This window comes from Arthrobacter gengyunqii (assembly GCF_023022985.1).
GTDB lineage: Bacteria > Actinomycetota > Actinomycetes > Actinomycetales > Micrococcaceae > Arthrobacter_B > Arthrobacter_B gengyunqii.
In genome coordinates this window covers 1,841,766-1,864,605 of sequence record NZ_CP095461.1, presented here as the reverse complement: position 1 = coordinate 1,864,605, position 22,840 = coordinate 1,841,766, and the positions used below count along the sequence as shown (strand labels likewise).

General features: G+C 64.2%; 21 protein-coding genes. 15 read left to right on the top strand and 6 right to left on the bottom strand.

What is annotated here, in order from left to right; genetic code table 11:
- Positions 1–9: 9 nt before the first annotated feature.
- On the bottom strand, positions 10–651 hold the full coding sequence (locus tag MUG94_RS08515; RefSeq protein ID WP_227907840.1) for a response regulator: 642 nt from the start codon (positions 649–651) through the stop codon (positions 10–12).
- Complete coding sequence (locus tag MUG94_RS08510; protein WP_227907841.1) at positions 648–1,940, bottom strand: sensor histidine kinase; 1,293 nt, start codon at positions 1,938–1,940, stop codon at positions 648–650. The genes MUG94_RS08515 and MUG94_RS08510 overlap by 4 nt, the downstream gene beginning before the upstream one ends.
- A 180-nt stretch (positions 1,941–2,120) precedes the next feature.
- Between MUG94_RS08510 and MUG94_RS08505 the strand changes: the two genes are divergently transcribed.
- The 8 genes from MUG94_RS08505 to MUG94_RS08470 all read left to right on the top strand — a co-directional run bounded on the left by MUG94_RS08505 (position 2,121) and on the right by MUG94_RS08470 (position 11,458).
- Positions 2,121–3,209, top strand: a complete 1,089-nt coding sequence (locus tag MUG94_RS08505; protein WP_227907842.1) for an FtsX-like permease family protein — start codon at positions 2,121–2,123, stop codon at positions 3,207–3,209.
- A gap of 41 nt (positions 3,210–3,250) precedes the next feature.
- Positions 3,251–3,961, top strand: a complete 711-nt coding sequence (locus MUG94_RS08500; RefSeq protein WP_227889739.1) for an ABC transporter ATP-binding protein — start codon at positions 3,251–3,253, stop codon at positions 3,959–3,961.
- A gap of 93 nt (positions 3,962–4,054) precedes the next feature.
- Entirely contained in the window at positions 4,055–4,966 is a 912-nt protein-coding gene (locus MUG94_RS08495) for an aldose-1-epimerase (RefSeq protein ID WP_227907843.1), read from the top strand.
- 120 nt (positions 4,967–5,086) lie between these two features.
- Positions 5,087–6,070: a LacI family DNA-binding transcriptional regulator gene (locus MUG94_RS08490; protein WP_247098853.1), complete on the top strand. Its 984-nt coding sequence runs from the start codon at positions 5,087–5,089 to the stop codon at positions 6,068–6,070.
- A 118-nt stretch (positions 6,071–6,188) separates the two neighbouring features.
- Positions 6,189–7,901 (top strand): ribulokinase, encoded by a 1,713-nt coding sequence (gene araB / locus MUG94_RS08485; RefSeq protein WP_227907844.1) that lies wholly within the window; start codon positions 6,189–6,191, stop codon positions 7,899–7,901.
- Complete coding sequence (locus tag MUG94_RS08480; protein ID WP_227889735.1) at positions 7,898–8,575, top strand: L-ribulose-5-phosphate 4-epimerase; 678 nt, start codon at positions 7,898–7,900, stop codon at positions 8,573–8,575. The genes araB and MUG94_RS08480 overlap by 4 nt, the downstream gene beginning before the upstream one ends.
- Positions 8,576–8,611: 36 nt before the next feature.
- Entirely contained in the window at positions 8,612–10,123 is a 1,512-nt protein-coding gene (araA, locus tag MUG94_RS08475; RefSeq protein WP_231704989.1) for an L-arabinose isomerase, read from the top strand.
- A 54-nt stretch (positions 10,124–10,177) separates the two neighbouring features.
- Positions 10,178–11,458, top strand: coding sequence for an FAD-binding protein (locus MUG94_RS08470; RefSeq protein ID WP_227907845.1), 1,281 nt, complete (start codon positions 10,178–10,180; stop codon positions 11,456–11,458).
- Positions 11,459–11,461: 3 nt separating this feature from the next.
- On the opposite strand, the gene MUG94_RS08465 is transcribed toward MUG94_RS08470, so the two are convergent.
- The 3 genes from MUG94_RS08465 to MUG94_RS08455 all read right to left on the bottom strand — a co-directional run bounded on the left by MUG94_RS08465 (position 11,462) and on the right by MUG94_RS08455 (position 14,627).
- A complete protein-coding gene (locus MUG94_RS08465; RefSeq protein ID WP_227907846.1) occupies positions 11,462–11,728 on the bottom strand; it encodes a GlsB/YeaQ/YmgE family stress response membrane protein in 267 nt (88 codons plus the stop codon).
- A gap of 135 nt (positions 11,729–11,863) precedes the next feature.
- Positions 11,864–12,055, bottom strand: a complete 192-nt coding sequence (locus MUG94_RS08460; protein WP_227907847.1) for a hypothetical protein — start codon at positions 12,053–12,055, stop codon at positions 11,864–11,866.
- 226 nt (positions 12,056–12,281) lie between these two features.
- Complete coding sequence (locus tag MUG94_RS08455) at positions 12,282–14,627, bottom strand: transglycosylase domain-containing protein (protein ID WP_227889731.1); 2,346 nt, start codon at positions 14,625–14,627, stop codon at positions 12,282–12,284.
- Positions 14,628–14,828: 201 nt separating this feature from the next.
- Between MUG94_RS08455 and MUG94_RS08450 the strand changes: the two genes are divergently transcribed.
- The 6 genes from MUG94_RS08450 (at position 14,829) to MUG94_RS08425 (ending at position 20,140) form a co-directional block, all read left to right on the top strand.
- A complete protein-coding gene (locus MUG94_RS08450) occupies positions 14,829–15,548 on the top strand; it encodes a TetR/AcrR family transcriptional regulator (protein WP_227907848.1) in 720 nt (239 codons plus the stop codon).
- Positions 15,545–16,294, top strand: a complete 750-nt coding sequence (locus MUG94_RS08445) for an SDR family NAD(P)-dependent oxidoreductase (RefSeq protein ID WP_227907849.1) — start codon at positions 15,545–15,547, stop codon at positions 16,292–16,294. Before MUG94_RS08450 ends, MUG94_RS08445 begins: the two co-directional genes overlap by 4 nt.
- Before the next feature lie 230 nt (positions 16,295–16,524).
- On the top strand, positions 16,525–18,156 hold the full coding sequence (locus MUG94_RS08440) for an HNH endonuclease signature motif containing protein (protein ID WP_227907850.1): 1,632 nt from the start codon (positions 16,525–16,527) through the stop codon (positions 18,154–18,156).
- A gap of 44 nt (positions 18,157–18,200) precedes the next feature.
- Positions 18,201–18,821 (top strand): L-threonylcarbamoyladenylate synthase, encoded by a 621-nt coding sequence (locus tag MUG94_RS08435; protein ID WP_227907851.1) that lies wholly within the window; start codon positions 18,201–18,203, stop codon positions 18,819–18,821.
- A gap of 35 nt (positions 18,822–18,856) precedes the next feature.
- Complete coding sequence (locus MUG94_RS08430; RefSeq protein WP_227907852.1) at positions 18,857–19,591, top strand: DUF72 domain-containing protein; 735 nt, start codon at positions 18,857–18,859, stop codon at positions 19,589–19,591.
- Positions 19,592–19,864: 273 nt separating this feature from the next.
- On the top strand, positions 19,865–20,140 hold the full coding sequence (locus MUG94_RS08425; RefSeq protein ID WP_227907853.1) for a hypothetical protein: 276 nt from the start codon (positions 19,865–19,867) through the stop codon (positions 20,138–20,140).
- A gap of 61 nt (positions 20,141–20,201) precedes the next feature.
- Here MUG94_RS08425 and MUG94_RS08420 read toward each other — a convergent pair whose 3' ends face one another.
- The gene (locus MUG94_RS08420; protein WP_227907854.1) at positions 20,202–20,366 is read right to left on the bottom strand and encodes a hypothetical protein; all 165 of its coding nucleotides are present in this window, start codon (positions 20,364–20,366) and stop codon (positions 20,202–20,204) included.
- A 125-nt stretch (positions 20,367–20,491) separates the two neighbouring features.
- On the opposite strand from MUG94_RS08420, the gene MUG94_RS08415 reads away from it, so the two are divergent.
- Positions 20,492–22,822 (top strand): alkaline phosphatase, encoded by a 2,331-nt coding sequence (locus MUG94_RS08415; RefSeq protein WP_227907855.1) that lies wholly within the window; start codon positions 20,492–20,494, stop codon positions 22,820–22,822.
- The last annotated feature ends 18 nt before the right edge of the window (positions 22,823–22,840 follow it).

Below are 22,840 nucleotides of genomic sequence, written 5' to 3'. Positions count from 1 at the left end.
CAGCTGCCCCTAGCGACGGATGATCCGCCGCTTCCGGGCTTCGTTCACGGCCGCCGTACGGTTGTCGACGCCCAGTTTCTCGTAGATGTGCACCAGATGCGTTTTGACGGTGGCCTCGGAAATGAAGAGTTGCCGGGCGATCGCGCGGTTGGCCATTCCATCGGCCAGCAGCTGAAGCAGTTCCAGTTCACGCGGACTCAGCGTAGCTTCCGGACTGCGCAACTGACCGAGCAGGCGTCCGGCCACCTGGGGAGCAAGCGCCGTCCGTCCCTGCGCAGCTGCTGCAACAGCAGCACGGATCTCTTCCGGCGCCGCGTCCTTCAGCATGTAACCGGCGGCGCCGGCGTCGACGGCGGCAAGAATGTCTGCATCGCTGTCATACGTGGTGAGAATAAGGACCGGCGGACCGCCCGCTGCCCTGATCCGCCGCGTCGCCTCCGCCCCGTCCGGGCCGGATCCCATCTGCAGATCCATCAGCACCACATCAAACGGCGTACCCAGGGCTTCCTGACGGGCCACTTCTGCGATGGCTGCAGCTCCGTCGGCCGCTTCGGCCGCTATCTCCAGCCCGTCGAAATCACCGAGCATGGCCCTCAGCCCGGCCCGGACCACCGGGTGGTCATCCACCAGCAGGACGCGGAGGCCGGTCATGCGTTAGCCCCGGGAATCGCGGCGGAGTCCGTGGCTGCATCCAGCGGCAGCCGCAAGGCCACCACAGTTCCCTCGCCGGGCGCCGACTCCACGCTCAGGGAACCGTGCAGGTCGGCTATCCGCTCGCGCAGAGAGAGCAGGCCAAAGCCCGAGCCGTCGGCCCGGGGGCCGGTGGGGAGCGCCTCCGGATCAAAGCCACCGCCGTCGTCGAACACATCCAGCGCCACGGAGTCCGGTGAGTATTCCAGGGTAACCACCGCGTTGGACGCGCCGGCGTGGGCCTCAATATTGGCCAGCAGCGACTGAGCTGCCCGCAGCAGAGTGGCCTCATAAGCAGGATGCAGGGGAACCGGGGTCCCGTCCACCCGGAACATGCACCGCAGCGACCCGACGCCGGCAGCGGCCCGCCGCGCAGTATCCGAACACAATGCAGCGAGACGCGTGTCGAGGGAACCCCGCTCCAGCGGCGCCGCAGCGAGGCCGCGGACAAACCTCCGGGCCTCGGCCAGGTTCTCCGCGGCGGTGCTCTGGACCAGCCCGATTCGTTCTTTGGCCAGTGCCGGGTCGCCTGCATCAAGGGCGCTTCCGGCCGCACGGGAGAGCAGGACGATGCTGGAAAGACCCTGAGCCAGGGTGTCGTGGATTTCCCGGGCCAATCGTTCGCGCTCGGTCAGCACTCCGGCATAGTGCTGGGACGCGGCCAGCTCGCCGCGCGTGCGGTGCAGCTCCGCGAGCGCAAGGCGCTGGTTGACGCTTTCACGGTGGAGGGATGAGTACGCGCTGCCCATGACGACCGCGAACAGTGCACCGATCACCGGGCCGAGGAAGGCGGCTGCACTCGGCTGGCCGCTGCGCGCCCACTGCGCCAGAATCACGGCGGCAGTGGTGACCAGAACGGCGGCGAGCGCCGGGACGGTTCGCAACAGCTGAAGGTCCAGGAAGAACAGCGGGAAGGCCAACCAGGAGAACTCCGGGCTGATGACCAGCAGGCACAGCCACAGCACGGTCACCACAGCGAGCCAGGCTGCGCCGTAGCGGCGGGGATCGGGTCCCCTGCCGGTGGAAGCGTGCCGGCTCTCAATTACGGTGCCTGCGACGTACACCGCGGCCAGCAGCGCACTTCCCGCATAGGCGCACGCGCGCACCGGCCAGGCCTGGGCAGTCATGCCCATCTGGATCACGGCCAGCAGGAGCAGACCGGCAAATGCGGTGTGCAGGGCGATGCGCAGTGCCCGCAGCACCACGTCGCCGGGGGAAGCGCCGTCGGTCCGTGGGTAGGCAGCACTCATATGGTCCAGCCTAGGCTCCCCCAATCCCGGGCACATCAACCGTTTGGTGGAGCGTAGGCTCAGCCCAACAATCGGTGCGGATCGACCGCCCGTCCGATGGAACGGTGCCGGTTACGCGGGACGGTGGAAGACAAGGACAACAGGCCGGACATACCGGCCGACGATCTGGAAGGAACTGCCGTGTATCTCGCACTTCGTGACATCCGCTTCGCCAAGGGGCGTTTCGCCCTGATGGGAAGCGTCGTGGCGCTGATTTCGCTGCTGTTGGTTTTGCTTTCCGGGCTGACTGCCGGGCTGGGCAACCAAAACACCGGTGCGGTGGCCGCATTCAAGGACCACGGGATCAACTCCGTTGCGTTTGGTGCACCCGGCAACACCGGAGCCAAGGCCTCCTACACCGAGTCTGTGGTCACCGCAGAACAACTGCGGGAATGGCGGAACACCGAGGGGGTTCAGGGAGCTGAGCCCCTCGGGATTACCCAGACCCGGGCGGTGGCCCAATCCACCGCGAACGTGGCCGTCTTCGGCGTCGAGCCCGGTTCCGCACTGGCTCCCCAAAGCGTGGACGACGGCGGAGTCATCCTCGGTGCCTCCACGGCAGAAGATCTGGGTGTGGACGTGGGCGGAACCGTAGCCCTGGGCGGCCGCAGCCTGACCGTAAGTGCCGTTTCCGAAGACTCCTGGTACAGCCACACCCCGGTGGCGTGGGCCTCCCTTGAGACCTGGCAGCAGGTGGCCCACACCGATGACGCGTCCCTGCCGGACGCCCCCGTAGCCACCGTCATCGTCTCCACCGCCACACCCGATGCCGCAGCGGCCGCCAACGCCTCGGCCCGGACCGTCTCCACCGACGTCCGCGGTTCCTACAGTGCCCTGGGATCCTACCGTTCCGAAAACGGATCGCTGCTCCTGATGCAGGCCTTCCTATACGGCATCTCCGCGCTGGTGATTGTCGCGTTCCTGACCGTCTGGACCGTGCAGCGAACCCGGGACATTGCAGTGCTGAAGGCTTTGGGCGGTTCCTCGTCCTACCTGCTGCGGGATGCGCTGGCCCAGGCGGCGATCGTTCTGGCCGGCGGCGCCCTCCTGGGCGGTCTGGCCGGAGTGGGGATTGGCGCAGTTGCGGCGCAGCTGGCGCCATTCAGTGTCAGCGCCGCCACCACGGTCCTGCCCGTTCTGGGAATTGTCCTGCTTGGCCTGGCCGGAGCTGCGCTCGCCGTCCGCAGCGTGACCAAGGTGGACCCGCTCACCGCCCTGGGCGGGAACTGATGACGGCCATCCCGGCAAACCCCTCTCGAAAGGACCAATCAATGTCCGTATCCGCTGCCCTGTCGCTGACCGGCGTCACCCTTGAATACCCGGACGGTGAGGGGACACTCAAAGCCCTGGACAACGTGAGCATGAGCTTGCCCGCGGGGGAAGTGCTGTCACTGGTGGGCCCCTCGGGCTCCGGCAAGTCCTCCCTCCTGGCCGTGGCCGCTACCCTGATCCGTCCCACAGCCGGCCGGGTCGAAGTGGCCGGCGTGGATACTTCAACGCTGGACGACGCCGGCCGCACCACCCTGCGCCGCGGCCGGGTGGGACTGATTTTCCAGCAACCCAATCTGCTGCCCTCGCTCACAGCGGTGGAGCAGCTGATCATCACTGATCGGTTGCGCGGACAACGCACTTCAGCATCCGGACCGCGGGCACTGGACCTGTTGGATCTGGTGGGCCTGACCTCCGCGGCGAACAAGCGCCCGCACCAACTTTCCGGCGGCCAGCGGCAGCGGGTCAACATCGCCCGTGCCCTCATGGGAAGCCCGGCGCTGATGCTGGTGGATGAGCCCACAGCGGCACTGGACCATGAACGCTCCGAGAGCATCGTGAAGCTGCTGGTTCACCTGACCCGGGAGTTTGGCTTCGGCACGGTCATGGTCACCCATGACATGGACTTCGTGCCGCTGACCGATGCTGTGGCCGGCATGCGCGACGGCCGCCTCAGCTCCGCTGTGATGACGTCCGCCGCGGCGCAGGAGTAGGGTCTCCACAGGTAAACTCCAAGGTGCCTGACTGTCTACCCCATCCAGCACCTTCAAAATTCCAGCACCTTCAAACGCCCGACAGGAACTGCCATGAATCGTCCAACCAGCCCCAACGGCCGGATCATTTCACTCCGAGCCGGCGATTACACGGCTGGAATCGCTGCGGTCGGTGCGGGAATTCAAAGCCTGTCCCACGGCCGGCATTCCTTGGTGCTGCCCTTTGACCCCGACAAAGTGCCGCATGCCTATGCCGGAAAGACGCTGGCTCCGTGGCCCAACCGGATTGGCGGCGGCAAGTATGTTTTCCGGGGCCGGACCTACGAGGTCCCCGTCAACGAGGCATCCACAGGCACCGCACTCCACGGCCTGGTGGTGTGGGACGAGTGGCAGGTCGCCGAGGAGTCAGCCGGTTCAGTGATCCTGGCAAATATGCTGCACGGGCAGCCCGGTTATCCGCACCAGCTGCACCTTTGGGCGGAGTTCTCGCTTGATGCGGACAGCGGCCTCACCGTAACGATCCAAGCCGCCAACGTGGGCCGCACCGCCGCCCCCTACGGAGTCTCCTCGCATCCGTATCTTGCCGCAGGAGACAAAGCCGTGGACGAGTGCGAGGTCAGCTTCACGGCAGCACAGGTCCTCATGACCGATGACCGGCTGCTGCCGCTGGAGCTGAAGGAAACCGCGGGTTCGGAGTTTGATTTTTCCCAACCCCGGGTACTGGGCGGGATGAGCCTGGACCACGCGTTTACAGGATTGTCCGACGACGGATGGCAGGTTCGCCTGCGCGACCCCGCCACCGGCGCGGCGACGGTTCTCTCAACTCCGGCCGGCCCCGAAGGGTCTGCCTGGCTGCAGGTCTATTCCGGTGAAGAGCTCGGCCGGCGGGGCATGGCAGTTGAGCCCATGACGTGCCCGCCGGACGCTTTCAACACCGGTACGGATCTGATCGTGCTGGAACCGGGCGATGAACATCGTTTTTCGTATTCAATCAGCGCCGGATAATCTCACCACCGACAGCCACCGCAATCCGCAGCAGGCCGGCCGCGAGCTGGACCCTGCTGTGCCGAATGGAAGAAACCAATGCCACCGTCCCGCCGCAGGCCGTCCCGATCAGTTCCCACCATGGAGGACGTGGCACGGGTAGCCGGAGTGTCCCACCAGACGGTTTCCCGGGTGCTGAACGACCACCCCAATGTCAGCCCGGACACCAAGGAACGGGTCTCCGCCGCTATCGGTGAATTGGGATACCGGCGCAACGCCGCAGCCAGATCGCTGGTCACCCGCTCCTCCAAAGTCATCGGTGTGATCATCACCGAACTCGAGCAGTACGGTCCGGCGAGCACCCTGCTGGGACTGCAGGAGGCCGCCTTTCGAAACGGCTACTTTGTCAGTGTGGCGGGCCTGCGCGAGATGACCCGCGCCTCCATGCTGGAATCGGTCAACCACCTGCTGAACCAGGCTCCGGACGGAATTGTCGTTGTGGCTCCGGTTCAGGCCGGCGTGGATCTGTTCCGGAACCTTGAACTGAACATTCCACTGGAAATTGTCGCCAGCGGACTGGCACCCGAGGGAAGCCAGGAACACGCAGCACGGATGGCCGTGGCGCATCTTGCGGATCTCGGGCACCGCTCGATTGCCCATTTGGCGGGACCCGAGCTGTGGATGGACGCTCAGCGGCGGGTCGTCGGGTGGCGGGAAGAACTGGAGGAACGGGGACTTTCCGCCGCCGCCCCGATCGCGGGTGACTGGGGCGCCGAGTCCGGTTACCGCATTGGTCTCGACTTTGATGCGGCGGCGCACACTGCAGTGTTCGTGGCGAACGACCAGATGGCCCTGGGGTTCATGCGTGCCCTGCATGAGCGCGGCATCAGCGTGCCTGGAGACATCAGCGTGGTGGGATTCGACGACCAGCCGGAGGCAGCACATTTCCTGCCGCCGCTGACGACCATCCGCCAGGACTACCGCCGCATGGGCAGCTACTGCTTTGATTTGCTGCTCGAAGAGATCGCCGGGGGTGCTGATGCAGGCACGCCGGACCAGCATCCCGCCGGCATTCCCCTGCCGGAACTTGTCATCCGCGCCAGTACTGCTCCCCCTGTCACGTAGGAGGCGCCGGACGACGCTCTCTTGACATCGTGACGGTGCACACGTCTAATTGTTAGCGCTAACAACTTTGCTAACACGATCAATGACGATTTCCGCGGACACCGCGGCAGGAGGCACCATGAGCAACCCCCAACCGCATGAGCAGTACGTGATGGGGGTCGACTACGGCACCTTGTCAGGACGTGCCGTGGTGGTGCGGGTCTCAGACGGAACGGAACTTGGCTCCGCCGTCCACGAGTACCCGCACGCCGTCGTCACTGAGACCCTTCCCGGCTCAGACGTCCGGCTGCCTCCGGACTGGGCCCTCCAGGTTCCGCAGGACTACGTTGAAGTGCTGCAGAACGCCGTTCCGGCGGCCCTTCGCAGCGCCGGCGTCGATGCCGCAGATGTCATCGGCATCGCCACCGACTTCACCGCCTGCACCATGGTTCCCGTCCTCGAAGACGGAACGCCCTTGAATGAGCTCCCCGAATTTGCCTCACGGCCGCATGCGTTCGTGAAACTCTGGCGCCATCACGCCGCCCAGGGCCAGGCCGTGCGGATCAGCACCCTCGCGGCCGAGCGCGGCGAGTCCTGGCTGGGACGCTACGGCGGCCTGATCTCTTCGGAATGGGAATTCGCCAAGGGCCTGCAGATCCTTGAAGAAGACCCCGAAGTGTACGCCGCCATGGACCACTGGGTGGAGGCCGCGGACTGGATTGTCTGGCAGCTGACGGATACCTACGTCCGCAACGCATGCACCGCCGGTTACAAGGGCATCTACCAGGACGGCCGGTACCCGTCCGAAGACTACCTTGCCGCCCTCAACCCCGGCTTTGCCGGATTCGTCCGGGAGAAGCTGGACCACGCCATCGGCCAGCTCGGCTCCGCAGCCGGCACGCTGTCCGCCCGCGCCGCCGCCTGGACGGGGCTCCCCGAGGGCATCGCCGTCGCCGTCGGAAACGTGGATGCGCATGTCACGGCCCCCGCAGCCAACGCAGTGCAGCCCGGACAGATGGTCGCCATCATGGGTACCTCCACCTGCCATGTGATGAATGCCGAGGAACTCGCCGAAGTCCCCGGCATGTGCGGAGCCGTAGAGGGCGGCATCGTGGAAGGACTCTGGGGCTACGAAGCAGGACAAAGCGGGGTGGGAGACATTTTCGGTTGGTTCGTGAACAACTGCGTGCCGCCCCGGTATGTCAGCGCGGCGGCCGCTAAAGGCATCGGAGTCCACGAATACCTGACCGAACTTGCTTCCGGCCAGGCCATCGGCCAGCACGGCCTGGTGGCCCTGGACTGGCACAGCGGCAATCGTTCGGTCCTCGTGGACCACGAGCTGTCCGGCGTCTTCGTGGGTCAAACCCTGGCCACCCGGCCCGAGGACATGTACCGGGCACTGCTGGAGGCCACGGCTTTCGGCACCCGAACCATCATTGACGCGTTCAACGCCAGCGGTGTTCCGGTCACGGAATTTGTGGTGGCCGGCGGCCTGCTGAAGAACCCGCTGCTGATGCAGATCTATGCGGACGTCATCAACCTGCCCCTGTCGGTGATCGATTCCGAGCAGGGACCCGCCCTGGGGTCGGCCATCCATGCAGCAGTGGCCGCCGGAGCCTACCCGGACGTCCGGACCGCCGCGGCCGCCATGGGGCGGGTAAAGCGGGGCGTGTACCGCCCCATTCCGGAGAATGTTCGTGCCTATGACGAACTCTTCGCCGAATACACCACCCTTCATGACTACTTTGGCCGCGGCGCCAACGAGGTCATGCACCGGCTCAAGGCCATCCAGCGGACCGCTTCGGCGCACCGCGCCGGAACGGCTGCACAGGATTTGGAGCCCGCGCTGTGACGGCCACCTCCGATGTTCTCGGCACCGTCGACCGGCTGCGCCGCCAGGTCAGCGACCTGCACGCCGAACTGACCCGCAACGAACTGGTGGTGTGGACCGCGGGCAACATCTCAGCCCGCGTGCCGGACCAGGATTTGATGGTTATCAAGCCTTCCGGTGTTTCCTATGACGACCTCACTGCCGAGAACATGGTCCTCACCGATCTTTACGGCACAGCGGTCGACGGCGGCGGCTCGCCGTCGTCGGACACTGATGCCCACGCCTACGTCTATCGGAACATGCCGGCCGTCCACGGCGTCGTCCACACCCATTCCACCTATGCCACCGCCTGGGCCGCCCGCGGAGAAGCCATTCCCTGCGTGCTGACCATGATGGCGGACGAATTCGGCGGGGAAATCCCCGTTGGCCCGTTTGCCCTGATCGGTGATGACTCCATTGGCCGCGGCATCGTCGAGGTCCTTGACGGTCACCGCTCCACCGCCATCCTCATGCAGAACCACGGCGTGTTCACGATCGGCAAGGACGCCAGGTCCGCCGTGAAGTCAGCAGTCTTGTGCGAAGAGGTGGCCCGCACCGTTCACATCAGCCGCCAGCTCGGCGAGCTGCTGCCGATCCCGCAGGCAGACATCGACCATCTGTACCAGCGCTACCAGAACGTTTACGGCCAAAAATAGCGCCCTCCCTCCGTCACGCTCACGAAAGACACCATCATGACCATTAGCACCGCCCCCGCCCGCGAAATCTGGTTCCTCACCGGCAGCCAGGGACTCTACGGAGAAGACACCCTGGCCCAGGTCCGCGAACAGGCAAGCGACATTGCCCGGCAGCTGGATGACGCCGACGCCGTCCCCTACCGGATTGTGTTCAAGCCCGTCCTCAAGGATTCCGACGCCATCCAGGAGACCATCCTGGCCGCCAACTCCTCCGAATCCTGCATTGGGCTCATCGCCTGGATGCACACCTTCTCTCCGGCCAAGATGTGGATCCGCGGACTGACGAAGCTGCAGCGCCCGCTGCTGCACCTGCACACCCAGCACAACGTCGAGCTGCCGTGGGCGGACATCGACATGGACTTCATGAACCTGAACCAGGCCGCGCACGGCGACCGGGAATTTGCCTACATGGCCTCCCGCCTGGGCATCAGCCGCAAGACCGTCGTCGGGCACGTCTCCAGCCCCCGTGTCCAGGCCAAGATCGATTCCTGGGCGCGTGCCGCCGCCGGCTGGCACGAAATCCGCAACCTGAAACTGGCACGCTTCGGCGACAACATGCGCAACGTCGCCGTGACCGAGGGTGACAAGACCGAGGCCGAGGTGAAGTTCGGCGTCTCCGTAAACACCTGGTCCGTCAACGAACTGGCCGAGGCCATGGACGCCGTCACCGAAGAGGCCATTGACGCGCTGGTTGCCGAGTACGAAGAACTGTACGACGTCGTTCCGGAGCTTCGGCGCGACGGCGGCCGCCACAAGTCCCTGCGCTACGGCGCACGTCAGGAACTGGGACTGCGCTCCTTCCTGGACGGCGGCAACTTTGGCGCCTTCACCACCAACTTCGAGGATCTGGGCGCCCTGCAGCAGCTTCCCGGCCTGGCCGTGCAGCGTCTGATGGCCGACGGTTACGGATTCGGCGCCGAAGGTGACTGGAAGACCGCCGTCCTGGTCCGCATCGCCAAGGTCATGGGCGAGGGCCTGCCCGGCGGAGCGTCCCTGATGGAGGATTACACGTACAATCTGGTCCCCGGGAACGAGGTCATCCTCGGTGCGCACATGCTGGAAATCTGCCCGTCCCTGACCACCTCCAAGCCGGCACTGGAAATCCACCCGCTGGGCATCGGGGGCAAGGACGACCCGGTTCGTCTGGTCTTCACCGCTGACCCCGGCCCCGCCGTCGTCGTCTCTCTGGCGGATATGCGCGAGCGGTTCAGGCTCACCGCCAACCTGGTGGAAAACGTGGTGCCCGAGCAGGACCTGCCCAACCTGCCCGTGGCCCGCGCGGTGTGGAAGCCGGCTCCGGACCTGGAGACCTCCGCCGAGTGCTGGCTGTCAGCCGGCGGAGCCCACCACACGGTTATGTCCACTGCCCTGGGGCGGGACGTGTGGGAGGACTTCGCGCAGATTGCGGACGTGGAACTGGCAATGATCGACGACGCCACCACCACGGCATCGTTCGTCAACGAGCTGAAGATGAACCAGGCGTACTATCGGCTGGCACAGGGATTCTGATTCATCCAGCCGGTTTCCGCCGTTAGCGGTTCCAACAGATTGAGGGGCAACACCGTGCTTGAGGATGTTCTGGCGGAGGACAAGGCGGAGTACAACTGGGCGGGCAACCTGCGCTATTCAGCAGCGGAAATCGCCCATCCTTCCAGTCTGGAGGAACTGCGCGCACTGGTGGCTGCCGCACCGTCTGTTCGCGCCGTGGGTACGAGGCATTCATTCAATGACATAGCCGATTCTTCGGCGCTCATGGTGAGCCTCGAAAAACTGAGCAGTGCGCCGGTGCTGGACGAGGCTGCGCTGACAGTCACGGTGGACGCAGGAATGCGGTACGGGGAGCTGGCCGGTTTCCTGGCGGAGCACGGATACGCGCTTCACAATCTGGCCTCGCTTCCGCACATTTCGGTGGCGGGGGCGGTTGCCACTGCCACGCACGGTTCCGGCGACCGCAACGGCAATCTCGCCACTGCGGTTGCGGCGCTGGAACTCGTGACGGCCGACGGCGATGTGCTGCGGGTGGACCGGTCCTCCCCCGATTTCAACGGCATGGTGGTCTCTCTGGGCGCGGTGGGGATTTTCACCCGGATCACGCTGGAGATTGAAGCGGATTACGAGGTGCGCCAAGACGTGTTTACCGGCGTGCCCTGGAGCTCAGTGGAAGAGAACTTCGACGCCATTACGTCCGCTGCCTACAGCGTGAGCATCTTCAGTTCGCTGGCCGGCCCGGAGGCGTCCCAGGTGTGGCTGAAAAGCCGCACCGATGCGGATTTGCCGTATGCCGGAAAAGCCGGGTTTTTCGGTGGGACCGCAGCCGTGGAACCGCTGCATCCGCTGCCGGGGATCAGCGCCGTCAGCTGTTCGGAGCAGATGGGCATTCCGGGGTCCTGGTCGGACCGGCTCTCGCACTTCCGGCTCGCCTTTACGCCCAGCAACGGGGACGAGCTGCAGACTGAATACCTTGTGGAGCGGAGTTCCGCAGTTGCGGCGATCCGAATCCTGCGTGAAATGTCCGCGGAGATCGCGCCCCTGCTTCAGATCTGCGAAATCCGGACCATTGCACGGGATGACCTGTGGTTGAGCTCGAGTTACGGCCGGGAGAGCGTGGGCCTGCACTTCACCTGGAAACCCCGGCAGGCAGAGGTGGAAGCCCTGCTGTCCCGCATCGAGGCCGCTCTTGCGCCGCTGAGGCCGCGGCCGCACTGGGGGAAACTGTTTACCCTCGAGCGGCCGCAGCTGCAGGAACTCTATCCGCGGTTCGGGGACTTCTCCGATTTGGCCCGGCGCATGGATCCGCAGGGCACGTTTGTAAACCCGTTCCTGAAACGGAACGTTCTCGGCTAAGGACTAGCGGCGAACCTGTCCCTTGCCGCGGCCGGACATGCCTTCAGCCACGCCGATCAGCAGGATGGAAGCAATCACGGCAACAATGAAGCCGAAGATGTTCAGCTCGAAGATATCTCCGGTACCGATCAGATTGGCAATGACGCCGCCGATCACGGAACCGGCGAGACCGAGCAGCAGCGTGGCCAGCAGGCTCAGGTTCTGCTTTCCCGGCTTGATCAGGCGCGCGAGAGCGCCGATAACGAGTCCTGCAACGATGAAACCGATCATGGTGTATTTCCTTCTTTGAAAAGATCCGGCTCCGGCTGGGGAACTCCGGAAGGTGCTAAGTGACCTTGCCATCTTAGGTGCCCGAGGGATTTGGCCACGAATGCGGCCAGGCTTCAGAACCTCACGCCGCGGTTGTCAAAGTCCGAGCTCAGGTCTGGTGGATTCCGCCACCACGAGTTCATCCACTTGGAGCCGGCCAACGTACAGCTCCTTGATGTCGGCCCGGCCAACGCTGGCTTTGCCGATGGCCAGGGCTCCCACCGCCACAGCTCCCATGGCAACGGCTCCCAGCGAAAAGGCTCCGACCGCCAGTGTCCTGGCGCTCATTGCAGGCAGCGCGAGCACGCGGTGGCGTGACATGCTGTTGGATGCGCTGTGGGAATGCGTGTCTCTAGAAAGTCCGGAGTGCATTTTCATGAGTCCAGAGTGCGGGCAGTTCCTCTGCGGCACAAGGGCAGGAGCTTTGCAGGCGTGTAATCAGGCAGAGCAAAATGCTCCGCATCCCGTCGGGGGTGCGGAGCATTTTGCAGTGCTAGGTACCAGTCAATACCGGTCAGGCGCCGGCAGGGGGCGTTGCTGCGGGTGCGGGCTCGACCGGAGGCACAACGGGGTCCGGTGCCGGCGCCGGTGCTGGAGCAGGCTGGGCCGGTACGGACGGCTCAGGTGCCGGTGCCTCCGGGGCGGCCGGCGGTGCAGGCTCACTGGTCGGAGCCGGGTTGGCTCCGGTTTCCGCGGGAGCCTCCGGGGTCGGTGTCGGGGTCGGAGTTTCCTCGGGCTTCTCTTCCGGTTCCTCCGGTTCCGGGGCCGGAGCGGGAACCCGGTTGGGGTCTGTCAGCTCGCCGGTGGCATAGAGCGGTGCCACGGCCCGCATGTACTCGGTCCACTGCGCGCCCGCAATGGTGGATCCGTCCACATAGCTGCGGGCAACGCCGTTGATGGGCAGGTCGTTCAGCGATGAATAGGACGTCCAGTTGCCCACCCATGAGGCAGTTGAGATGCCCTCGGTGTAACCCACGGTCCAGGTCTGCTCGGAGACGTCGGTAGTGCCGGTCTTAGCAGCCGCGGGAACACCAAGGGGCTCCAGGGCGCCGGGGCCGCTGTTCACCAGATTCTGCAGTGGTTCGGACACTTCCTTGGCAATCTCCTCGGAAATGGCACGCTCGCACTGTTCCTCGGGGACTTTGTAGGCATTGCCCCGGGAATCGCTGACCTGGGTGAGGGCGATGGGTTCGCAGTACTCGCCGCCGCTGGCGAAGGTCGCGTAAGCAGCCGCCATGGTCAGCGGCGTTACTTCCTGACTGCCCAGGACGAAGGAGGGATTATTCACTTCCAGGGGTTCCCCGTCGACGGCGCGGTGCACGCCCATGCGGGCGGCGGCGTCACGGATGTCGCACAAGTCCAGCTGCGAGGCCTGGGCGACGGTGGCCGTGTTGGCGGACCAAGTCAGCCCGTCACCCACGGTCATGCGGCGTTCGTAGCCGTCCTGGGCGTTCTTGAACTTCCATTCCTCGAAGTATGCATCTTCCGGCAGGCAGCTGGCGGTCCAGTCGTAACCGGCCGGGTATGTGGTGCGGGAGGCATCAATCACGTCGTCGATGCTTCCACCGGCCTCGAGGTAAGCAACAGTGGTGAACGGCTTCATCGTGGATCCGGGCTGGAAACCATTGGAGGTGCCGCCCATATTCTTGTCGACGTTGAAGTTCAGCTGGGTGTTTCCGGGGCCCTCTTCGGGCGTGTAATCAGTGTTCTGGGCCATGGCCAGGATTTTTCCGGTTCCTGGTTCCACCGACACCATGGCGGATCCCGCTCCGGAGGCGTCCCCTACGGGCACCTGTGCTTCTATCTGGGTCTGGGCCTGCTCCTGGAGTCGTGAATCAAGCGTGGTGGTGATGGTCAGGCCGCCGCGGGCCAGCAGCTTGGCACGAGCTGTTTCATCCACGCCAAACTCATCCGAAGACAGGATGACCTGCTCCACGTAGCTGCAGAAGTAGTCGGCCATTTCGGCTCCCACGCAACCCGAGTGCGCAGCGGGCTGGGGGTTCAGCTGCAGATCGGAGGCGACGGCGTCGTCGTACTGCTGCTGTGTGATCTTGTCGTAGCGCAGCATCGCTGCGAGGACGACGTCACGGCGTTCCCGGGTGCCCTCCGGGTTGGTGAAGGGATTGAAGTTGTTCGGCGACTGCACCATGCCGGCAAGCATGGCCGACTGCGCAACGTTCAGGTTGGCAGCGGGAATGCCGAAGAAGTTCTGGGCCGCCGCTTCAATGCCGTACGTGCGGCCGCTGAACAGCACGATGTTCAGGTAGCCCTCCAGGATCTCGTCCTTGGAGTACTCCTTCTCGACGGCGAGGGAGAGCTTTGCTTCACGGATTTTGTCGGTGAAATTCTTGGTTCCGCTGATGGTGAGGTCGTCGCCGCTCTTGCCTTCAGCCACGCCCTGGTCGATAAGCACGTTGTTCACGTACTGCATGGTCAGGGTGGAGGCACCCTGCGTGCTGTCCTTGGTCAGGTTGGAGGCCAGAGCGCGTGCAACGCCCTTGGCATCCACTCCCCCGTGCTCATAGAACCGGTTGTCCTCAATGGCGACAATCGCGTCCTGCATGTGCGGCGAAATCGAGTCCAGCGTCACCGGGATCCGGTTCTGCGCGTAGAACGAGGCAAGCAGAACGCCGTCGGCCGAGTAGATCTTGGACCCCTCGTCCAGAGGTCCGGTCTGGAACTCGTCGGGAAGGTCTTCCATGGCGTCCAGGACGATGTTTGCGCCGGAGGCTCCGACAGCCGCAGTGGGAATGAAGATTCCTGCCACCAGCGCCCCGCAAAAGGCACTGACCACCAGGAACAACACCAGCCGGCCGGAGGTGCCGAGTCTGCCCAGCATGGAGGAGTTGTTTTGTCGCATCCGCCCAAGATACAACGGCTTTCTGTGGATCGGTCTTGACGGCAGCAGTGTTACGGATGTACAACCTCGCCCTCCTTTCGCTGGCCCGCGCGCATTTCACCGGTCCTCGCCCGTCCGGCAGCGACACGGCCCTGAGAAGAAGATCACATCGCCGAGCCGCCCCTGATGCACAACGAGACGTTTCAGGTATACGCTGTATACATGTCGACATCCGAGCATCGCCGCCCCGAGCTGTCAGCGCAGGCCATAGCGGCGTGCGGCGTGACCCTGGCGGATGGAGAAGGACTGGAGTCCGTCTCGATGCGGCGAATTGCCGATACTCTCGGTGTGTCCGCGATGGCCCTGTACCGGCACATTGACAACCGGGATTCCCTGCTGCTTGCGATGGCGGGCCAGACTGCCCGGCACTCCGGCCTTATCCCGCCGCCGCCGGCTTCTTGGCAGGAGATGCTCCGTCATCTGGCGGCGTCGCTGTGGGAGAACTTTGTACAGCATCCCTGGCTGCTGCAGATTGTTCTGGGCCCCGGCCGTCTGCTGGACTTGGCACCCACCGCTGAGCTGGAGCATCTGCTTCGCGCGTTGCAGGACGCCGGGCTGGCTCCGGAGGAGTGCTTCGACTGCGTGGTGGGAATTTCCGCCATCGTGATCGGGACGTCGACACTGGCCCTCGCCGCCAACCCCGGACCCGGTGTGCACCGCCCGTCCCGGCCCAACGCCGTCGTACGCCTGAATAACGACGACGGCCCGGGTGACGACAGCCTGGCCGCCGCTTTTCGGGGGCGCGGCATCACCTATGACGCTTCCCGCAGGTCCCTGGACTTTGCCGTGGACAGCTTCCTGCGCGGTATTTCCGCCCGCATCTTGATAAATCTGCGGACAGTGCAAACATCGCCGTCCGCCGCTAAGAAGGAGCAACAGTGAAACTCAGCAACAAAACGGCCATCGTCACCGGCGGCGCCGGCGGAATCGGTCAGGGTATTGTCCGCCACTTCCTTTCCGAAGGTGCCAAAGTGGCGATCGTCGACATCAATCAGGAACAGGGCGACAAGCTGGTGGCGGACCTGGCAGATCTGGGTGAGGCCATCTTTATCTGCAAGGACATCTCGCTGCCCGAAAGCTCCGCAGAGATTGTGGCTGAAACCGTGGAGCGGTTTGGCAAGCTGGACATTCTCGTCAACAACGCGCATGCCTCCAAGCAGGCCCCCATTCTGGAAACCACTCCGGAAATCTGGAACCTTTCCTTCGGCACCGGAACCATGGCCACCCTGTACCTGATGCAGGCAGCCCATCCCGAGCTGAAGAAGACGCAAGGCAGCATCGTGAACTTTGGTTCCGGGGCCGGCATCAAGGGCCTCCCCAACCAGGTTGCCTATGCCGCAGCCAAGGAAGCTATCCGTGCCATCACCCGGACTGCTGCCAACGAATGGGCAGCGGACGGCATCCGTGCCAACGTTGTTAGCCCTGTGGCTCTGACCCCGGGCATTATCCAGTGGAGCAAGGCTTACCCCGAGGCGTACCAGGAGGTTGTGAACGGTGTTCCGCTGGGGCGTTTGGGCGATCCGGAGAAGGACATCGCTCCGATCGTGGCATTCCTGGCCAGCGACGAGTCGCGCTACCTGACCGGCCAGACCCTGATGGCCGACGGCGGCACCATCAAGCTCTACTGAGAAGATCCCTTCCCTTCCGGTCCGGGTTTTCCATCGCGTTTTCTCTCGGATCGGAAGGGCGAGAGGCCCGTCCGTCTTGTCCTGTGTCCTGTCCCGTGTCTTGTCCCGCCGGGAACTAGGTAGTTGCAGAAAAAAGACGGGTATTTCAAGGCCCCGAAAAGCTCCTGTTTTGGGTCTTTTTGGGCTGTTTTCGGGACGGAAATGTCAGTGCCGGGTGAAAGCCTGAACACATGGATCAGAACGGATCTTCTCGGCGGCGCGGCGACACTGGTGAACCCACCGGTGCCGGACAGGCTGCTGGCGCGAGCCTGTCGGTTTACGAGGCTGAGCCAGGTACCGCCGGGAGCCCTCCTGCCCAGTACGATCCCGCGCAGGTCTCCCACCCCGGCCCCACCTACCGTGAGGGGTTCACCGGATCCCTCGCTCTGCAGGCTGCAGAGTCCCTGAGCCAGGACGAAGCCGGGGCTGTGCTGTCACGGTTGGATTCCCTGATGCGCTGGGCTCAAGCTCAGCAAGCGAAAGTGCTGCACCGGATGGAGACCGTATTCCGCGACGACTTGCTCCAAGACATCGGTAGGGAGGATCCGGGGCTGACGTTCAGTCTTGCTGCGGAGGAATCCGCCGCGATCCTGCATCTGCCTACCAACACCGCGAAGATGCTCATGAGCGATGCCGGACGGCTGTGTTCCACCCACACGGCAACGCTGGCTGGTTTGGAAGCGGGCACCCTCAGTTACGGGCATGTGCAAACCGTGCTGGACCAGTCCCAGAATGTCCCCGAGGCCGCGCTGGCTGGCTTTGAAAATGATCTGCTGGAAATGGCTGCCGCGGGTCAGACGTCGTCGCAGTTTCGGGTGAAGGCCCGCCGGATGCGGGAAAAGGCGTATCCGGAGACCATTAGCGTCCGGCACAAGACGGCGTTTGAGCGGCGCCGGGTCTGTTTGGCACCGGACGAGGACGGGATGTCGTGGTTGTCGGCGTTGTTGCCGGCTGCCCGGGCCCAGTTGATTTACACGCAGTTGACCACTGCTGCGCGGGGTGAACAGGCTGCCGGGGACCCGCGGCTTGTGGATGCGCTGCGGGCGGACATCCTGGCTGACCTCCTCGAGGGCGAGGGCGAGGGCGAGGATGCGGTTGGGGATGAAGGTGGGGATGCAGGTGGGGACGTCCACGATAACCGCGCTGATGATCGTCCGGACAACCACCCGATCATGGATACCCGGGACAACGGCGGCACCAAGGACGCCAGGGACGCCAAGGCCCGAGCCCGGGCCAGGGCCCGCACCGAAATCCTGGTCCTGATCAATGCGGAAACCCTCTTCGGCGCCGATGAACAGCCCGCTGAACTTCACGGGTACGGGCCCATCAGCCCTGAAACCGCCCGCAGGCTTGCCCGGCAGGCAGCCCACTGGACAGCGGTGGAACGTCACCCGGGCACCGATGAGATTTTGCGGGTCGGCCGGCGACGGAAAGTCCCTGCCGGACTGCAACGGTGGCTCCGTGCCCGCGACGGCACCTGCCGATTCCCGGGATGCAGGACCAACGCCGTCATTTCCGAGATTGACCACACCAAGCCCTGGTCCCACGGCGGCACCACCGACCACGACAACCTCGAACACCTCTGCCGGCGGCACCACATGTTCAAAACCCGCGGCTTCTGGAAAGCCCGACAACACTCACCCGGAATCATCGAGTGGACCTCGCCCGGCGGAAGGGCCTACCACACCGACCCGCATCTCACGCTGGCGAAAGGACCCGACACTGGCGTTGCCGCAGCGCAGCCCGTTCGGCCCGATGCTTCCTGCCGGGGAGGTACAGACGAAAGTCCCGCTGACTACGGCGACGATCCACCGCCGTTCTGATCACCGTTCCCACCGTCGTAACCGGCCAGCGGTAAGCTCAAGACATGGCACGATATTTCGACATTCATCCTGAGAATCCGCAGCAGCGCACCATCGGCCAAGTGGCCGCGATTCTGCGCTCCGGCGGTCTGATCGCCTATCCCACAGATTCCTGTTATGCGCTCGGTGCTCAGCTGAGCAACAAGGACGCACTGGACCGCATCCGGTCCATCCGCCACCTGAATGACAAGCACCACTTCACGCTGATGTGCCGGGACTTCGCGCAGCTCGGGCAATTCGTGAAGATGGACAATGATATTTTCCGCAGCATCAAAGCGGTCACTCCGGGCAGTTACACCTTCATCCTGCCGGCCGTGAAAGAAGTACCGCGTTGGCTGTCACAGCCCAAGAAAAAAACGGTGGGCGTCCGCATCCCAGACAATAAGGTCGTTTTGGCCCTGCTGGAAGAGCTGGGCGAACCATTGATCTCGAGCACCCTGCTGCTGCCCGGTGAAGAAGATCCCCTGACCGAGGGCTGGGAAATCAAGGAACGGCTGGACCACCAGGTGGAAGCTGTTCTGGATGCGGGATTCTGCCCTCCGGACCTCACCACGGTCATCGACTTTTCGAGCGGCGAACCTGACATCGTGCGCTACGGCACCGGCGACCCCACACGGTTCGAGTAAGCAGGTTCAAGTAGACGGCAAGGCAGGCTAGGGGCATGGCTCTGCACATCGGCACTTCCGGCTGGAGTTACAGCGATTGGCGGAACGTCCTGTATCCGTCCGGCGTGCCGAACCGTCTCTGGCTGGAGACTTATGCCGCAGAATTCGACACGGTTGAGTTCAACGGGAGTTTCTACCGGTGGCCGCGTGAGCCGGCCTTTGCGGCCTATCGGGACCGGCTGCCGGAGAACTACCAATTCTCGGTCAAGGCACCGAGAGGCCTGACCCATGCGCGAAAGCTCCGCGAACCCGAGGAGTGGATCGGCAGGATCAGCCGTTGCTGGAAGGAACTGGGTCATAAAGCCGGAGTCCTGGTTGTTCAGTTGCCGCCCAACATGGAGCGCGACGACGCACGCTTGGACTACTTCTTGTCCTCCCTTCCCGGCGGGATAAGAACCGCAGTTGAATTCCGCCATCCGAGTTGGGAAACCGACGATGTCTACGGCCTTCTTGAGCGGCACGACGCCGCGTATACCGTCATGAGCGGAGCCCACCTGCCGTGTAACCTGCGTGCGACGGCGTCGTTCGTCTATCTGCGGATGCACGGCCCGGATCATGAGTATCTTTATGCCGGCTCCTACAGCGACGGTGATTTGCAGTGGTGGGCGGGCCGGATCCGCGAATGGCAGCTAACGGATAAGGACGTGTACGTCTATTTCAACAACGACGGCGAGGGCCACGCCGTCCGCAACGCCAGGACGCTGCGCTCGATGCTGGCTCCGGAAGTCTGACACCACAGCCGCACACCACAGCCACACAACGGCCGGTGAAGCAGGGCAGGCTGAGGGACACGAAGATCGATTCGGGAACTCGTAGGTGACGGCGTCGGCTACGGGTATCCTCGACAGTGAAGAGTGACCGTTGAGAACACTGCGGACCACAACTCTCATTACTCAAGGCTTCCCCGTCTGTGGCTGCCACGGCGGCCGCGGACGCAATCTCCGGACTCCTCTTCATCGACGCCTGCCGCACTATGCCGGCTCGTCCAACCTTGATTGGTACCCATGACTTTCTCCAGCAGACTCACCCCCCAAGACTCGTTTCCCGAGCAGCTCGAAGAGCTGACGACAGACGCCCTGGAAATCCTCAACAGCAAGCTCCACCGGCAGGCCGGCTTCGAATATCAGCAAGACGGAGCGACCGAGCTTGAAACCAGGTTCCGGCTCGAGTTCGTCGCGGAGGAGCTCGACCGACGGGAGAACATGACGGGTTCCGTTTCCGCACCGGACACACGGTCGGCCACGGAAGTCCCGATTCCCACGCATCTGGTGCATGCATAAGGTCGGCCCACCCGGGCATGACATGCTCTCCGGTATTGGCGCCCGGTCTATAACCGTTTGATTACCCGCGCTGGGTGACGACTGCTCCAGTGCCGTGAACCGCGTAGAGGGGCGCACGGATTTTGGCGCCCTCCCCCAAACCGCCCAGCAGTTTCCGAAAATTGCGGTTGCCTGCCAGCATCCGATCCCTCATGGAACGCTCGTCCCTGCCGAAACAGTCACGCATGGCAATATGTTCCTTTTCTCTTGACACCTCCGCTCCGCATACAGACTCTTGACGCCACAGGGCATCGGGGGCGCCCAACGGCCGGTACACTGCCGGCCGCCGTCGCACTCTGGGAGGTTGTCGCTGTGAGGTACGCAAACGCGGGAAAGAGCACGTGGGCGGTGACGACGGCGGCAATTGCCGCGCTCGTCCTGACCGGAACCGGGCCGGTAACCGGACTTCAGCTGCCGGACCACCAACCTGCAGCAACGACGGTTGATGGGAAGGACCACGGCAAGGGCGGAGGGCACGGCGGACCGGACGAGGAATCGCCGTTGGCCCGCAACGTCATCCTCATGGTCGGAGACGGTATGGGTCCGGGGCAGCGCGAAGCCATCCGGCTCGGTCTGGTGGGCCTGACCGGAGAGCTGGAGATGGATTCCATGCCGGCAGCCGGCCGGGTGCACACCCACTCAGCGGACCCGGAAACGTTCGTCACTGACTCCGCCGCAGCCGCCACGGCCATGTCCACCGGAGTGAAGACCTACAACGGCGCCATCGGCGTCGACCTCGATCAGCAGCCGGTCACCACAGCGCTTGAGGTGGCGGAGGAACTGGGCAAATCCACGGGGCTGGTCACCACCAGCAATGTCACGGACGCAACACCCGCGGCCTTCGGATCCCACGTGCTGGACCGCGATGAACAAAGCTTCATCGCCCGTCAATTCCTGGAGAGTAGCCAGCCGGAAGTAATTCTGGGCGGCGGCGAGGATTACTGGTATCCCGCCGGAGATCCGGGCCGGCATCCGGACAATCCCGCAGAAGATCCGTCGGAGGAAAGCGCCGGCACCGAAGGTAATCTGGTCGAACTGGCCCAGGAAATCGGTTACGAATACGTGTGGGATCTGGCCGGTCTGCAGGAATCGGAGTCCTCCATGCTGCTGGGCCTCTTCGCCAATGAGGAGATGTTCCAGTACGGCGACGACGTCGACGCTCGGTACCAGCCCACAGTTCCCCTCACGGACATGACGGCAAAGGCCCTGGAAGTTCTGTCCCCAGCGGATGAAGGCTTCTTCCTGATGGTCGAGGAAGAGGGAATCGACGCATTCAGCCACGTCAACAACGCCGAGCTCACCATCGAGGCTGGAATCGAGTTTGACCGTTCCGTAGCCCTCGCCAAGGATTTTGCGGAACAGGACGGAGACACCCTGCTGATCGTGGTGGGCGATCATCAGACCGGAGGCATGACCATCGAATCCGTGGACGTGCCGGAACCCGGAGAGGAACCCGACGAGTCCGGAGACGGTCCTTCGGCCGAGGACGGACCGTTGCCCGTGGCGAACTCGGAGCAGCAGTTCATGGTGGACTGGAGTACCGGCGGCCACACCGCCCTGGACGTTCCGCTAACCGCCGCGGGGCCGGGATCCGAGCTGCTGACCGGGGTCTATGAGAACACCCGCATCTTTGACATCATGGTCCAGATGATGCGTGCAGGAGATGAACCCGGGGATGACAACGGCCAGGGCGGCGGGAGCACCCCGCCGGACTGGAACAACGGCAGGGCCCGCTTTGACCTGCAGGCACATCGAGGTGGCCGCGGCGAATATACCGAAGAGTCCCTGACCGGGTTTGCGCAGGCTCTGGAGCTGGGCGTCAGTACCTTGGAACTGGACCTCCATCTCAGCAAAGACGGGAAAGTGGTGGTGTGGCACGATGACACCATTGCGCCCGAGAAGTGCCGGGACACTGCGCCGGCGCAGCCGGGCGATCCGCAGTTCCCGTACGTTGGTGCCCGCGTGGCGGACCTGACCCTCGCCCAGCTCAAGACCCTGGACTGCGGTTTCCAGCAGCTCCCCGGCTTCCCGGAGCAGGAAGTGGTCCAGGGCAACCGCATGGCCGAGCTCCGCGATGTCTACGAACTGGCCGACGCCTACGACGCACGGAAAATCCGGTTCAACGTGGAAACCAAGGTTGAGGACGGCCAGGCGGGCGGCCCGGGAATGGAAGCCCTGACCCGTGCAGTGGTTGCCGAAGTTGAAGCCTCCGGACGTGCGCGCCACACCACCATCCAGTCCTTTGACTGGTCCTCCCTGAATCTGGTGAAAGAAATCGCACCGCGGCTGACGCTCGTTGCCCTGGCCGGCGATAACGCGGAACTCGGCGTGGGCCAGCCGGGAGCTGCGCCCCAGCTGGGCGGCATCGACATAGACGATTACGACGGTTCGGTGGCCCGGGCAGCGGCTGCCGCCGGATATGACGTCCTGTCCCCCATCGCCACCACCGTAACCGCTGAGATGATCCGGGACGCCCATGAGGCCGGTCTTCCGGTCATCCCCTGGACCGTCAACTCCGCTGCGGACATGAATGCCTTGATTGACGCGGGCGTTGACGGCATCATCACCGACTATCCCACCCTGCTGCGTTCGGTGATGGAAGAGCGGGGCATGAAGCTGCCCCGGGCCTACAACCTCTCTTGACCGGTACCGCTTGAGCGA